Annotated in this window: 12 protein-coding genes and 1 tRNA gene; 9 read left to right on the top strand and 4 right to left on the bottom strand. The window is 42.9% G+C overall.

Going from position 1 to position 15,627, the window contains the following annotated elements; all coding sequences use genetic code 11:
- Positions 1-108: 108 nt before the first annotated feature.
- Positions 109-184: transfer RNA gene (locus IEE84_RS09000), tRNA-Asn, on the bottom strand.
- Between the two features lie 256 nt (positions 185-440).
- Positions 441-1,643 carry a pyridoxal phosphate-dependent aminotransferase gene (locus IEE84_RS08995; protein WP_191113926.1) on the bottom strand — a complete coding sequence of 401 codons (1,203 nt, stop codon included), beginning with the start codon at positions 1,641-1,643 and terminating at the stop codon, positions 441-443.
- A 542-nt stretch (positions 1,644-2,185) separates the two neighbouring features.
- Here IEE84_RS08995 and IEE84_RS08990 point away from each other — a divergent pair.
- The 4 genes from IEE84_RS08990 to IEE84_RS08975 all read left to right on the top strand — a co-directional run bounded on the left by IEE84_RS08990 (position 2,186) and on the right by IEE84_RS08975 (position 7,419).
- Complete coding sequence (locus IEE84_RS08990; RefSeq protein WP_191113925.1) at positions 2,186-2,923, top strand: SDR family NAD(P)-dependent oxidoreductase; 738 nt, start codon at positions 2,186-2,188, stop codon at positions 2,921-2,923.
- A gap of 78 nt (positions 2,924-3,001) precedes the next feature.
- Positions 3,002-4,738 carry an NAD(P)/FAD-dependent oxidoreductase gene (locus tag IEE84_RS08985; protein WP_191113924.1) on the top strand — a complete coding sequence of 579 codons (1,737 nt, stop codon included), beginning with the start codon at positions 3,002-3,004 and terminating at the stop codon, positions 4,736-4,738.
- 84 nt (positions 4,739-4,822) lie between these two features.
- The gene (locus tag IEE84_RS08980; RefSeq protein ID WP_191113923.1) at positions 4,823-5,833 is read left to right on the top strand and encodes a DUF1365 domain-containing protein; all 1,011 of its coding nucleotides are present in this window, start codon (positions 4,823-4,825) and stop codon (positions 5,831-5,833) included.
- Positions 5,834-5,964: 131 nt separating this feature from the next.
- Entirely contained in the window at positions 5,965-7,419 is a 1,455-nt protein-coding gene (locus IEE84_RS08975; protein WP_191113922.1) for an SAM-dependent methyltransferase, read from the top strand.
- Between the two features lie 101 nt (positions 7,420-7,520).
- Here the strand turns inward: IEE84_RS08975 and IEE84_RS08970 are convergent, their stop codons facing one another.
- On the bottom strand, positions 7,521-8,693 hold the full coding sequence (locus tag IEE84_RS08970; RefSeq protein ID WP_191113921.1) for an MFS transporter: 1,173 nt from the start codon (positions 8,691-8,693) through the stop codon (positions 7,521-7,523).
- Between the two features lie 108 nt (positions 8,694-8,801).
- Here IEE84_RS08970 and IEE84_RS08965 point away from each other — a divergent pair, with 108 nt between their 5' ends.
- The 4 genes from IEE84_RS08965 (at position 8,802) to IEE84_RS08950 (ending at position 12,135) form a co-directional block, all read left to right on the top strand.
- Positions 8,802-9,689, top strand: a complete 888-nt coding sequence (locus tag IEE84_RS08965; RefSeq protein WP_191113920.1) for a LysR substrate-binding domain-containing protein — start codon at positions 8,802-8,804, stop codon at positions 9,687-9,689.
- Between the two features lie 39 nt (positions 9,690-9,728).
- Positions 9,729-10,139: a DUF2177 family protein gene (locus IEE84_RS08960; RefSeq protein WP_057760908.1), complete on the top strand. Its 411-nt coding sequence runs from the start codon at positions 9,729-9,731 to the stop codon at positions 10,137-10,139.
- Positions 10,140-10,290: 151 nt separating this feature from the next.
- Entirely contained in the window at positions 10,291-10,851 is a 561-nt protein-coding gene (locus tag IEE84_RS08955) for an acyl-CoA thioesterase (RefSeq protein ID WP_191113919.1), read from the top strand.
- A gap of 195 nt (positions 10,852-11,046) precedes the next feature.
- Entirely contained in the window at positions 11,047-12,135 is a 1,089-nt protein-coding gene (locus tag IEE84_RS08950) for a cation diffusion facilitator family transporter (protein WP_165597841.1), read from the top strand.
- Positions 12,136-12,292: 157 nt separating this feature from the next.
- On the opposite strand, the gene dps is transcribed toward IEE84_RS08950, so the two are convergent.
- Positions 12,293-12,775: a DNA starvation/stationary phase protection protein Dps gene (dps, locus tag IEE84_RS08945; protein WP_114700342.1), complete on the bottom strand. Its 483-nt coding sequence runs from the start codon at positions 12,773-12,775 to the stop codon at positions 12,293-12,295.
- A 482-nt stretch (positions 12,776-13,257) separates the two neighbouring features.
- Between dps and uvrB the strand changes: the two genes are divergently transcribed.
- Positions 13,258-15,369, top strand: a complete 2,112-nt coding sequence (uvrB, locus tag IEE84_RS08940) for an excinuclease ABC subunit UvrB (protein WP_101206411.1) — start codon at positions 13,258-13,260, stop codon at positions 15,367-15,369.
- The last annotated feature ends 258 nt before the right edge of the window (positions 15,370-15,627 follow it).

Below are 15,627 nucleotides of genomic sequence, written 5' to 3'. Positions count from 1 at the left end.
AACAGACCCTAAATGATACGCATAAAAAAACCCTCACCAAATTGATGAGGGTTTTGGCAAATGCCATAATTGAATCAAAGTTGACTCAAGAAATTTACTACTAAAATGTGGCTCTCCAACCTGGGCTCGAACCAGGGACACACGGATTAACAGTCCGTTGCTCTACCAACTGAGCTATTGGAGAATAGGCTGTAAGTGTTTAATCGCTTACAACGAGCCTTAGAAGTCTCTAACGAGTTCTTGCTAAGTGGGGCGTATTCTAGCAAAGTTAAAAAATACGTCAAGCCTTTTTTTGCATAATTAGTAAAAATTATCATTTTAATGACGAGATAGCGTGTTTTTCCTAGTTATGCCCAAGACTCGCGTAAAAAAAGACGCCCTATAGAATGTATAGGGCGTCTTTTTTATGAACAGCGGTAAGACTGATTGCTCTTTACGATTTATTCAGCAACGTCTAAGTCAGCCACTGCTTTTTCGATACGCGATAGGGCGTCTTTTAGCGTTGCCTCATCAGTAGCGTACGAGATACGCATATAGCCGCCAAGACCGAACGCATCACCAGGTACGACTGCTACGCCTACTTTGTCCAATAACCATGCTGAGAATTCAGTACATGACGACAGGCCAGCCGCTTTGATTAGCTGTACGATATTTGGATAGACATAAAATGCGCCATCAGGACGTAGGCAAGTAATGCCTTTGATGGCATTTAGACCATCTACGACTAGGTCACAGCGCTTCTCAAAGGCGGCTACCATCGGCTCTAGTACGCTCTGATCACCACTGATAGCGACTTCCGCTGCCACTTGGCTGATTGATGTTGGGCATGAAGTAGACTGTGACTGTACCTTTTTCATCGCGCCGATTAGCTTAGCAGGGCCACCCGCATAGCCGATACGCCAGCCAGTCATCGCATACGCTTTAGACACACCGTTCAAGATGATGGCGCGATCTTTTAGCTCAGGTGCTGCGTTTAAGATATTGTAGAACTTATCGCCTGTCCAGCGAATGTGCTCGTACATATCGTCTGAAGCTACATAGACTTGTGGATGCTTTTTCAATACTTCAGCGATGGCCTTTAGCTCATCTAATGTATAAATCATACCAGTCGGGTTAGATGGGCTGTTTAATACCAATAGTTTAGTCTTGTCAGTGATCGCTTCTTCTAACTGCTCAGGAGTGATTTTGAAGTCTTGCTCAGCTGGGCATTTGACGATGACTGGCACGCCTTCTGCGATGATAACCATGTCAGGATAGCTGACCCAATATGGTGCTGGGATGATGACTTCGTCGCCAGGATTGATAAATGCTTGAGCAAGGTTAAAGAATGACTGCTTACCACCGACCGATACTAGGATTTCGTTTGGCTCGTAGCTGATATCGTTGTCGCGCTTGAATTTCTCGATGATGGCTGTTTTTAGCTCTGGCGTACCATCGACAGCCGTATATTTCGTAAAACCATCATTGATTGCATCGATTGCTGCTTTTTTGATGTGTTCAGGGGTATCAAAATCAGGTTCACCAGCGCCCAAACCGATAATATCTTTACCAGCTGCTTTTAGCTCTTTGGCTTTATTGGTAATCGCTAGCGTAGGTGATGGTTTGATGTTGTTGACGCGGTCAGACAGTTGCAACTCGCTCATGAGAGATCCTTTTTTATATGAGGGTGGGGTTGGTGAAAATCTGATATTAATTATATAACGTTTTCATTGCTATCAGGACAAGATGTCATGCAGTTTGAAAAAAGATAGCGTCATCTTACCGTGATATGGCGGTCATTCGATTATAGATGATACCTTGGCAAACGACGCGATTGCTAATTTTTGCATTGTAGCATGCTGATATTGAGCTGTCTTATGACGCTAGTAACAGAATATTGTGTCGTTGCTTGTGATAGCAGCATCCTTGTGAAAACGGCAAACAACACGCTTATATTAAGTTTGAGCCCAGACGATTGCGAAGACACAACAATAAGCCTGTAGCCAACCACTATAATTATTTAGATTTGTTAAATAAAATGGCTTATAGCTTAATGAAATGCGCCCAATGATATCTGCGAAGAATAATGATAATAGCTAGCTGTTATTAAAAATCTAAATTTTCGTTAAGCAATCAGTTTAAGCCCATTAATTCCATATTATGAAAATACTTAAAAAGATAAGAATACTCAAAAAGGATATTTACGATGACAGACTCTACTGAAAAATTACATATTCTCATTACTGGGGCGACGTCAGGCATTGGTAAGCAGCTGGTAAAAGACTATCTGCTAGCGGATCATCATGTATATGCAGTTGGCCGTGACGACGAAGCGTTGTCTGAACTTCAGGCGTTAGGCGCAGAAACGATTGATTTAGACCTCATGGATCGAGAAAAGGTCATCGAAGCTTTTGAAAAAATCGACAATGTCGATCTAGCAATTTGCGGTGCTGGCATGTGCGAGTACTTAGATATGCCGAACTTTGATAGCAGTGTGTTTATGAAAGTCATGTCGGTAAATATGGGTACGTTGTCGCATGCGATCGAAGGGGTGCTGCCAAAGCTAATCGCTTCAAAAGGTCGCTTGGTCGGTATCGGTTCAGCGTCTGCTTATGTGCCTTTTGCGCGCGCTGAAGCCTATGGTAGCTCAAAAGCTGCTATCCATTATCTAATGAAGACCCTACAGATTAGCCTTGCTCCGCATGGTGTGTCAGTCAGCTTAGTCGTGCCTGGTTTTGTTGAGACACCGATGACCAAACAGAATGACTTTCCAATGCCATTTATCCAGACGCCAGCCCAAGCTAGCCAAGCCATACGCGATGGTATCGAAAGCGGGCATGATGTGATTGAATTTCCGAAAAAACTAACCATGCCATTAAAAGCATTAGGAACATTGCCTGATTTGGTCTGGCAGCAAGTTAGTGAAAAACTTAATAAAAAATAATCTACCATTAATAGAGATCTTAGCTAATAGAACTCTTAGCCATCATATCGACAGAAAAATACAGAAGGGAATGCTTTTATGCCGTTTACTCGTTTCAAGCGTGCAAGTAATCAAAAAAATACTACCGATGCTGCAACAGATTCTGACCATCAGACTACCCCAAAACGTATTGCTATCATCGGCTCAGGTGTATCAGGACTGACATGCGCCCATTATCTAGGTACGCAACATGATGTGACGGTATTTGAAGCCAATGATTATATCGGCGGGCATGTAAATACGATTGATGTGGCACTACAAGACGGTAAAAAAGCAAAGAGTAGCAATGTAGAGAGTAGTGCGATAGATACAGGGTTTATTGTTTTTAATGAGCGCACATACCCGAACTTCTTTCGTTTGCTTCATGAGTTGCAGGTGCCGTTTCAGGCAACAGACATGAGCTTTTCTGTCAAAAATACCGTACGTCATTTTGAATACAATGGTCATACGCTCAACACTTTATTGTCACAACGTAAAAATGTACTTAATCCAAAGTTCTGGCAATTTATCAAAGATATTTTGCAGTTTAATAAGCATATCAAACAGCTACGCCAAGATTATGATAGCGCGCGTGCCCAAGGACAAGATGTCAGTAGCTTTGCAGAACAAACGCTCGGTGGTTATTTGGCACAAAAGAAATACGGTCAGCTATTTACCGATAACTACCTATTGCCGATGGTCTCGGCCATTTGGTCAACTAGTCTAGATGAAGTGCAAGAATTTCCTTTGGTGTTTTTTGCACAGTTCTTTGACAACCATGGTTTGCTCGACGTGGTCAATCGTCCGCAGTGGTTTACGATAAAAGGCGGTTCAAAACAGTATGTCAATAAATTGATTCCACGCTTTATCAAAGCGGGTGGCAAGATACGGGTCAATAGTCCAGTACAGTCTGTAGTTCGTGATGGCGAGCAAGTGACTTTAACAGTACAGGCTGCTTTGACAGTGCAGGATAAAGGTAACGCTGACAATCGTAGCGAAAATCTTGTATTCGATGAGGTTATATTTGCTTGTCATGCAGATACCGCACTAAAGATTTTGAAAGATGCCAGCACCGATGAATCTGAAGTATTAGGTCATTTCCGCTTTACCAGAAACACGGCTGTACTGCACACTGATACCAGTGTTTTACCTAAGAAATCACTGGCATGGGCAAGCTGGAATTACTTAATAGATGAAACAGTTTCAGACAGTGTTAAGGATGAGCAAGCTGCTGGAAACGCACAGATACCTACAAAGCCGGTGCTGACTTATCATATGAATATATTGCAACGCTTGACCAAAAAACACAATTATTTGGTCACCCTAAACCCAGCTGTAGACAATAAAAGCGTCGATGATAAGCAGATAGTTAAGAGCATCGATTATAGTCATCCAGTGTTCGATCTTGCGATGATTGATGCGCAGACTAAATGGTCGAGTATCTCTGGTAACGGTTCGCACACACATTTCTGCGGGGCTTATTGGTTTAATGGTTTTCATGAAGATGGCGTGCGCAGTGGATTACGTGTCTGTCAGGCGCTTGGTATTGACATTGATATAAAAGACGAAGTTGATCCAGCTCATTTACCTGATGCTGATAGCGCGCATACGTCGTTTCGTTATAAAGATTTGCCTATAAAAGCGGATACCAAATTACGTAGACTGAACAAGCGCGAAGTCACCATAGCGACGACCAATCAGGAGCTGGTCGAGTATGCTAATCGTTTGCAGAGTTTAACTGCTGATACGAGCCAATATAAGAAACGTGGCTTATTCGGTCGCCGTAAAACCAAATAATATGACGATTAATGCCGCTATGTATTCTAAGTGTTTTGAAAGATTCGCCATATAAAAAGTACACCGTTAAACAAGAGATTATTTATGACCACGTCCGCTCAAGATACCAATGCTATGCCAAGTCATGAGTCTTCTTATGATACCAATGCAGTGCCGCATCAGCTGTTTGAGGGTACGACATGGCACAGTCGGCTGCTACCTAGTGTGAATAAATTTGTTTACCCTTATCGCTATTGGGGCGTCAATATTAGCGCGCTAGCGGCAGGGCAAGAACTTCCTGAAATTAGTACGGCATCATTTGATGAAAGTAAAGTTTTAGGGAAGTTACCATTACGTAAAGTTTTACCGAAGAAGCTAATAGCAAAAGGTCTGCCTCTATTTTCAGCAAAGAAAAAGGCGCTACAACGATTCTGTCCTGACGACTATCTACAGCATACTGACCTACAGAGTACTAATAGCCTAAGCAATGATAAAAGTCTTGATAACAATGTACAGTCTATTCAAGCACTGAAAAAACGCCTAATCCAAGCGTTTGAAAAACATGCAGGAAGCGTACCTGAAGGCGATATGTTGGGGTTACTTGTCTGCCGCAATGCAGGCATGTACTTTAGCCCAGTCAATTTTTACTTAGGGTTTGATGCGCGGCAGACGCCAACTCATCTGCTGGCTGAAGTGTCTAATACGCCTTGGGACAAGCGTCATTACTACGGGTTTTTGTTAGAAGGAGAGGATACTGAGTTCTGTCATGACAAGGATTTTCACGTATCACCTTTTAACCCTATCGATCAGCTTTACCGCTGGCAGGTTACGGTAAAAGGTACTAAAACAGATGAGCAGCCTAATACTGGCTTACAAGTGCGTATCGCTATCAATATCAGCGATGAGCGCGGTGAAGTTTTAAAAACTGGTATAAAGATATCAGGCGTACCGATGACAGAAGGTGTTGTTCGTTATAGCTTGCGAAAAAACTCTCTGATGAATGTGACCTCCTTAACCCGTATTTATTGGCACGCGTTTAAGCTCTATGCGATAAAAAAAGTGCCGTATATCAACTACGATGAAAAATTGGCCGACAGTCAACAGAAAGGCGGTTAGCAGTAAAGTAATATTTAAAAAGATACCCTGTAGTTACAGCAATTTTCAAATATCAACAATCCAAAAATCTCGTCAATGTAATACTAAAAATGAATCACTAAAAAACAAAGCATTTAAACAAGGATAAATACATGATGCCAGCACGACCGACCGATCGAGCACCAGTCACAAAACTAGAAAAATTAACTGCTCGTGTGAGCAAAGTAGTTAATGAAAGCGCTGTACTACAGCCAGTCAGCAATAGTGTGAATAACTTAGCGAGAAAGCTTATCTTTCGTGCGTTACAGCACGTTCAGTTTGGTAGCCTCACGCTGATTGAAACATTTGACGAGCAGGAATCTAAGACAAGTAGTTTTGGCAAAGTGGCTACCAATGACGCTAGTAGCTCGGCGGTTGGTCGCCATTCGCTACATGTGACGCTACAGATTCATGATAGCGCTGTCTATCGCCAGCTATTACTTGGCGGCTCTATCGCGCTAGCAGACAGTTATATCGATGGTGAATGGGATACGGATGATCTGACAGGTTTGATTCGCCTGGCAGCTCGCAATTTAGCAGTGCTTAATAAACTAGAGAATCGTTTTGCTGGTATTAGTAAAGCATTTGAAAAAGCGAAGCATCAGCTACGTAGTAATGACAAATCTGGCTCCAAATCCAACATTCTAGCGCATTATGATTTGGGCAATGACATGTATGAGCGATTTTTGGACGATACGATGATGTACTCATCGGCAGTCTATCCTACGCCTGATGTGACGCTTAGTGATGCTCAGCAGCACAAACTATCTCTCATATGTCAACGTTTACAGCTTAGTGCTAATGATAATGTGATTGAAATCGGTACAGGGTGGGGCGGTTTTGCTATTTTTGCGGCCAAGCATTACGGCTGCCATGTGACCACCACGACTATCTCTGATGCGCAATATGACGAGGCGCAACGAAGAGTCGAAGCGGCAGGATTGTCTGACAAAATCACATTGCTCAAGCAAGATTACCGCGAGCTAACAGGTCAATATGACAAGCTAGTTAGTATCGAGATGATTGAAGCGGTGGGCCATGAGTATTTACCGACTTTCTTTGCTAAATGTAATAGCTTACTCAAGCCGACAGGCCTTATGGTATTGCAGGCCATCACTTTTAATGATCAGAATTATCAAGACTATATCGACTCGGTTGATTTTATCCAAACACATATTTTCCCAGGTGGTTGTCTGCTTTCAAACCAAGAGCTGACGACCCAATTCACTGAGCAGACCGATATGGTCGTCAAACAATTGCATGATTATGGCTTTGATTATGCATATACGCTACGTGACTGGCGTGCTACGTTTATGGCGCAGCGTGCAGAGATTCAAGCGCTTGGCTATGACGATGCCTTTATCCGCCTATGGGAGTTTTACTTTTGCTATTGCGAAGGTGGCTTTTTGGAGCGCACGATCGGTGTGGTACAAGTCACTGCGGTGAAGCCTAACAATATCGACACGCTACATTTTTCTGATCTGCCATCCGCCGTCTTAAATCATAAAACGGTTTTGAATGATGAAACATTTAGTGAAGAAGATAGGGCAGACACAGCATCGGTATAAGTCTGATGATATAGATAGGGTTTGTTCATAACTTTCATAAGGTCTCATACTGTCTAAATAGTTTGAGACCCATACGTTGAGAAGTTGTACATTGAAAAGTTTTACGATGCTTGCAGGGCACGCTTATCACGCAGACCTGAATAGCGTGTGACCGCTAATGCCATTAAAGAGATGACAGCGCCGATCCAAGCCGTGTCTTGCAATGACATATTTTCAACCACGCTACCACCGATGATTGAGCCCAGTGCAATACCGATATTGAATGCAGCAATGTTCAATCCAGAGGCGACATCGACGGCATTTGGCGTATATTTTTCAGCTTGCTTGACTACGTAGATTTGTAGGCCTGGTACATTACCAAAGGCAAAAGCACCCCATACCAAAATAGTCAGCACTGCGGCAATCTTGGATTGCATAGTAAAGGTGAATAATAAAAGAATGACACTTAAGGCGCTAAATATAATGCTAAGCGCACTAATAGGGCCACGTTTATCTGCAAGTTTTCCGCCCCAAATATTACCGATCGCAACGGACACGCCATATACGAGCATGATAAGACCAATGGCTGATGGTGCAAATTTGGTTTGCTGCTCTAAGATAGGTGCTAGGTAGGTAAATGCCGTAAACGTACCGCCATAACCAAGAATAGTCATTAGATAAACTAGCAGTAACTGTGGTTTTACAATGACTTGTAGTTGCTCTTTGAAGGTTGCAGGGATAGATTTTTTTAGGTTTTTCGGTACTAATATTGCGCTACCGATTAAAGCGATTAAACCCAGTACTGAGACGACTAGAAACGTAGCGCGCCAACCGAAATGCTGTCCAATCCATGTGCCAAGGGGTACGCCAGTGACGAGCGCCACGGTAAGTCCAGTAAACATAATGGCAATTGCGCTGGCTTCTTTTTCTTTACTAACAAGGCTAGTAGCAATCATGGAACCAATAGAAAAAAACACACCATGCGCCAGACCGGTCAAGATACGGGCAAGTATTAAGGTTTCATAACTGGGTGCTTGCCAAGCCAATAAGTTACCGATGACAAACAGACCCATTAGGCTCATCAGTACTATTTTGCGGTTCCAGCGGCCAGTGAGTGCGGTAAGTATAGGGGCACCGATAGCGACACCGACGGCATATAGACTAACGAGTAACCCTGCCGAAGGTAAGCTCACGCCCAGATCGGCGGCAATAGTTGGTACCAGACCAACGATGACAAATTCGGTTGTCCCAATTGCAAATGCGCTTAGAGTAAGCGCCCATAAAGCGAGTGGCATAACGACATCCTAATAATTAAATGATGCGCGTAGTTTGACGGATTTATAGTTTGCAAAAAACAGCACAAATGACAAAATACCTTTGTCAATTTTGTAAAGGTAATCGTGATGATGGGACATGCTAAAACAGAAGACATAGAGATATTTTTGACGGTAGTAGACACGGGTAGCTTTACTGGCGCTGCCAACTTATTGAATCAGCAAGTAGCTAAGGTATCTCGTGCGGTGTCCAGACTCGAAGATACGCTGCAATGCACGCTGCTAAATAGAACGACACGGCGCTTGGAGCTGACGGAGGAAGGGCATGTCTTTATAAGATATGCGCGTGAGAGTTTAAATACGTTATATACCGGTGAAGAGGCGATTAAGCTGTTGAAACAAGCGCCGAGTGGGCATCTACGAATTGACGCCGCCAGCCCGTTTGTCTTTCATCAACTGACGCCTTTGGTTGGTGATTTTGTGGCGCAGTATCCACATATCACTCTCGACCTTACCTCGCATGACAATATCATCGATTTGCTCGAGCACAAGACAGATCTAGCTATCAGAATTGGCGATTTAAAAGACTCAAATTTGCATGCACGTCTATTAGGTAAAAGTAAGCTGCGGCTAGTATCCAGTCCTGAATATTTACATCAGTATAATGAGGTGACTCATGTTGATGATTTGAGCACTCATAAATTAATTGGCTTTAACGATGCGTCAAAACTAAATAGTTGGCCACTAAAAACACCAGTTAAACTGAATTTTCATATGACTGGTAGTAGCGGCGAGACCTTACGTCAGCTATGTTTAAATCACCAAGGGATCGCTTTATTGTCACACTTTATGATTGGTGAAGACTTGGAGTCTGGCAGATTGGTTGAAGTGTTACCTGAGGCGATAGTCAGACCAAACAACCGTGAAGCCATACAGGCGGTATATTACAAAAACAGTGCCGTATCTTCGCGTATTTTGGCATTTTTAGACTTTATCCAACCACGACTGACATTATAAATTTTATCCGTTTTTATTCATTTTATAAGAGGTAATATAATGGGTTACGTTTTTATTTATCTCGCCGCTGTGGTTATCTTTTTGGGTGTCGATGCTGTCTGGCTGACGACCATGAAAGGCGCCTTTTATGAGTCGCGTATCGGGCATCTATTGGCTGATGAGCCAAACATGATGGCAGCTGGCGTGTTCTATATGTTTTATATATTGGCACTTTGTATTTTGGTTCTATATCCGCAGATCAAAGCTGGCGCATCCGTTGGCCATATCTTCTTACTCGGCGGGCTGATTGGCTTGATGGCTTACGGGACATATGACTTTACTAATTTGGCACTTTATAAGGGCTTTACGCTAGATACAGCGTTGGTTGACTTTGTATGGGGTGGTATTTTGACCGGTTCGGTTAGCGCCATAGTGGCGTGGCTTGCTTATCGCTTTCATTGGTTGAGCTAGCGCTTATATCTTGGCCTATATAACGCTGTTTAAATAGCCCTAATTTACACAATTTAGACTGTCTAATGACAGAGGTCTGTTTGTGCTATACGGCGACCTGCTGTATAAATGGTAGGCATAATAAATAAGTGTCAAACCATTAAGGAATATTATGCCGCAATACAATACTAGCTCCACTGCTAAAAAAGCCCCATTAAACCATGAGCTATACATGTCAGTACTTATGACGCCTGATATGGCGAATTTCATTGGCAATGTGCATGGTGGGGATTTGCTCAAGATGCTTGATCAGGTCGCTTATGCTTGTGCCAGTCGCTATAGTGGTAACTATGTGGTGACACTGTCTGTCGATCAGGTGATGTTCCGTGAGCCGATATATGTGGGCGAGCTGGTTACTTTTGCAGCCAGTGTCAATTATGTTGGTAATACCTCGATGGAAGTAGGTATCCGCGTCGAAGCAGAAGATGTGCGGGGTCGTACCGTTCGTCATACCAATAGCTGTTACTTTACGATGGTGGCTATCGATGACAATGGCAAACCAACCTCCGCACCGCCACTTGATATCAAAAACAAGATGCAGCAGTGTCGAGCTGATGCGGCTAAAGAACGAAAGAAACTGCGCATGGAAAGCTCACACCGTCCTAGTTGCGACTTCGAAGAGATTAATAAGCAGTTTAACGAGAACGAAGAAAATGCCGAGGTAGAAAAGTAGCCCTAGTTATTTAGAACTAGCTAAAATTGTATATTGTATAAAGTTATCTATTTTTATTGAATTAATAATTCATACAACGACTCACTAAAAAGACACTGATATTATAGAGCGCTTATTTTAAGCTGATATATATTTCAAGCCATTCATCTACGGCGAAAAATTCTACTATTAATACGTTATTTCAGTGAGTCTAGCATGAGTCTAAAGCCATCTATTGCTAATCCCCAGCGCCATTTACCAGCCTCTCCTAAGGCGCAAACACCTCGCGCGCGTGGGGCAGGCAATCCTAAAATTCCCAATGACCCTGAACTAAAACATACCCTTAATCAAAGCCCTGAAACCAATGATGAGCATTCAGGCTCACTGATCACTGTGTTAATTGCGGTCGGGGCCAATCTGGTTATTGCAATCGCAAAAACTGTTGCCGCCTTTATGACAGGCTCAGCCTCCATGATTGCGGAAGCAGCCCACTCATGGGCGGATGCTGGCAATGGTACTTTGCTCATCGTCGCAGAAAAAAAATCCATCAAACCTGCTGATAAAAGCCATCCGCTAGGCTACGGCAAAGAGTCTTATGTTTGGTCGATGATTGCTGCTTTTGGTGTATTTACGGCAGGCTCGATTGTCTCTATCTATACCGGTATTAAGGAATGGAACGCTACTGAGTCTGAGGCTAACTATACGATTGGCTTTATCGTATTGGCAGTGGCGTTTGTGCTCGAAGGGATCTCATTGGTTCAGGCATACAGACAAAGCAAAAAGCATGGTGAAGCGCTCGATATAAGTGCACTTGGCTATGTCGTAGATACGTCTAACCCAACGTTGCGCGGTGTATTCTTTGAAGATTTGGCAGCAGTCATCGGTTTGGTGATCGCCGCTGCTGCTATGGGTATGCATGCTTATACGGGCGAACCGTATTGGGATGCGTTAGGATCTATCATCGTCGGTCTATTATTGGGCGTCGTCGCCATATTCTTGATTAGTCGTAACCGAGATTTCTTAGTCGGGCATAGAGTCACTGACCGTATGCACGAATACGTTTTGAGCGAGCTGCTGAATCATCCAGATATCGATAGTGTGTCTTACCTGCACTTAGAGTGGGTCGGCCCAAAAAAGATATTTATGGTGGCGGCAGTAGATATCGCTGGCAATCAAAAAGAAGAGCATATCGCTCAGAAGTTTGAAGAGATTGAAAATTTATTCAGAGGTAACCCAGTTTTTCAAGAGGCTATCTTGACACTGTCTGAACCTAACGCTGAGCTGCTAAGTTTAGAGAATATTTAATTTAAAAGCTTGATAGATTAAGTATGTGGTAGAGAAATCCTAGTGCATGTTTTTAAGTACGCTTTCTAAATTCAAAACCCAACACACAAAAAAGCCGACAATCATGACGGCTTTTTCTATAACTCTAGTACTTAGTAGTTGTTTAACTTAAACGATACTATTTTTTCGGTGCGTTTGCGCCGATGAACCATGCATCTTTATCGATGATACGGCTAGCTTCTGTGAATAAGTCAGCGGTGTCTTCATCACCTGCATCGCCAGCAGTAGCAATCGCTTCACGCAATGTCTCTGCGACTTTCTTGTAGCGGCTAGTTAACTCACGTACATGCTGATCTACTTCAGTGATGTCGGTTGGGTAGTCATCTAGGATAGACTCTTTTACTACGCGACTTGCCAAACCGTTTGGTTGACCACCTAAGATTACAATACGCTCTGCAATAGTATCGGATACTTCAAGGATACGATCTGACGTCTCATCTAGTAATTGATGCACACCGATAAAGCCAGTGCCTTGTAGATTCCAATGGCACTGTTTGCCATCTAAGGTTAAATCGATAACGTTTGCTAGGTTAGCGTTTAACAAATCAATCATTTTCTTCGCAGTTTCGTCTGAAATACCACTTGCGTAACGTTCTCTCATATTTTACTCCGTCATTTATTTAAAATTATTATATTGAATGAAAGTTCAATGTATTTTTATTAGTTTTCTATTTGATGACAATCAAGTTAAAGCTAATGATACTAATTGCTATAAAGCTATCCATTCACTAGTACTGATCATTAATACTTGAAAGTCATCAACTTGTTAATTCAAGAACGATAATAGCAGCTTAACTCAGTGTTGGAACCCTTGAGTGTTAGGCTTTGTTAGGTGGTCGTGTAACGAGTTTGTTAACCGTGAAAAGCTTTGTAAATTTATCGAATACTGTGTGCGTTTTTTATAACGATGTAAGTTTTATCCGCTACTATTAAGCCTTAACTTTTAATAAACCTTACCTGTATATACTTATATTTTGGGCAGCGAGAGAGCGTTTTAACTATAGGATAAGACTCCCTATTCTCCTTTAAAAACCGCTGCTCAGACCCCATATTGTTATAAACCTTAAGAAGAAGAAAGCCATTATGCGAATGCCTGAACCGCGCTCATCGCGTCAGTTAAATCAATTGGCCACTCAGCTCCAAGGCGAAGCTGAAATTAGTGGCGTTAATGCGTCAGGGACGCAAATATCAAGTCGTGCCTTTGAGATGGTTACTGACTTTGAGCCAGCAGGCGACCAGCCGCAAGCCATCAAAAAGCTAGTTAACGGCATCAATTCGGACATGGACGAGCAGTTGCTCCTGGGTGTGACTGGTTCTGGTAAGACCTATACCATGGCGAAGGTCATCGCTGAAACTCAGCGTCCGACCATTATTATGGCGCATAACAAAACGCTAGCGGCTCAGCTATATGGTGAGTTCAAATCGTTTTTCCCGAACAATGCGGTCGAATATTTTGTCAGCTATTATGATTATTATCAGCCAGAAGCGTATGTCGCTGCTAGTGATACCTTTATCGAAAAAGACAGCGCCATCAATGATCATATTGATCAGATGCGCCTTTCCGCCACGCGTGCCTTATTAGAGCGTCGTGATGCAATTATTGTCGCTTCGGTATCGTGTATCTATGGTTTGGGTGATCCAGAGAGCTATCTAAAAATGCTATTGCATGTCGTCGTAGGCGATAACATCGACCGTACAGCGACTATTAAGCGTTTGGTTGAGATGCAGTACACACGTAATGAGCTAGATTTTGGCCGTGGTACATATCGCTTGCGTGGAGAGCTGTTAGATATCTATCCTGCTGAGTCTGAGCAGCTAGCCGTACGTGTGCATTTATTCGATAATGAAGTTGAGAAGATTACGTGGTTTGATCCCTTAACGGGCAAGACGGTACGCAGCGTGCCACGTATTACTATTTATCCAAAATCACATTATGTGACGCCGCGCAACAAGCTAGAAGCTGCCAGTCATACGATTCGTGCTGAGCTAGAGCCGCGTTTAGAGTACTTCCGTGACAACAACAAACTGATTGAAGCACAGCGTCTCAAAGAGCGTACTCAGTATGATTTGGAGATGATTCAGCAGCTTGGTTACTGTAACGGTATCGAAAATTACTCACAGCATCTCTCTGGTCGTCCATCAGGGGAAGCGCCGCCGACGTTGTTTGATTATATTCCAGAAGATGCCTTGTTGTTCCTTGATGAGTCACATGTGACGGTTTCGCAGATTGGCGCTATGTATAAAGGCGATAGATCACGTAAAGAAAACTTGGTCAATTATGGTTTCAGATTGCCCAGTGCGATGAATAACCGCCCAATGAAGTTTGAAGAATGGGAGCGTATCAAGCCCAAAACCATTTATGTCAGTGCTACGCCAGCGCTATATGAACTTGAGCATAGCGAGCAAGTCGTAGAGCAGGTCGTCCGTCCGACTGGTCTGATTGATCCTGAGATTGAGATACGTCCTGTCTTGACGCAAGTTGACGATGTGCTATCAGAAATTACCAAACGCCGTGAAAAGGACGAGCGTGTACTGATTACCACATTGACCAAGCGTATGTCAGAAGATTTGACCAGTTACCTTAAAGAGTATGATGTAAAGGTCGCTTATCTACATTCGGACATCGATACTGTGGAGCGTATGCAGATTATTCATGAGCTACGTACTGGCGTGCATGATGTGCTGGTCGGTATCAATTTATTACGTGAAGGTTTGGATATGCCTGAGGTATCACTGGTAGCGATATTTGATGCTGATAAAGAAGGCTTCTTGCGTTCAGAGCGTTCGCTTATTCAGACCATTGGTCGTGCCGCCCGTCACTTAAATGGTAAAGCTATTCTCTATGCTGATCGCATTACGCCAAGTATGCAAAAGGCGATAGATGAGACGGATCGTCGCCGTGATAAGCAAATTGCCTTTAACCTTGAGCATAATATTACGCCAAAAGGTGCTCGTCGTAGTATCACGGACAAGATTGATACGGGTGAAAGCTTGGATGCCAATGATAATCAAGCTATCCCAGTTAAGAGTAACTTGCCAGATGTGGATATCAATATCTTGCGTAGCCCTGATCTGCTTGCTAAAGAAATCAAACGATTAGAGAAGCAAATGCAGCAAATGTCGCGTGATTTGAAGTTTGAAGAAGCAGCAAAAACGCGTGACAAAGTGCTTGAGTTAAAAGCACACTTAATCTGATCGCTTGGGTCGAATATTGAAGCTAAAAAGAGGCTAAAAAATAGTGAAGGTGAGGTGCTTTTTGAGTACCTCACTTTTTTATGGTTTATTCAATATGGGAACGTACAGAATGCTTGTAATACCGCGCATTGCCACTTACCATATCCGCATAAACCTCACCATCCATATAATATTTCAAAAATTTAAGTCACGAGCTAACAAGCCGAGCACGTGTAATGTTCTTGGTAGGCTAGGCTTACTGTTTTTATAGATCAAATT

This window comes from Psychrobacter sp. 28M-43 (assembly GCF_014770435.1).
Taxonomy (GTDB): Bacteria; Pseudomonadota; Gammaproteobacteria; order Pseudomonadales; family Moraxellaceae; genus Psychrobacter.
The sequence above is the reverse complement of the archived record's forward strand: the minus strand, read 5'-3'. Positions and strand labels throughout refer to the sequence as shown.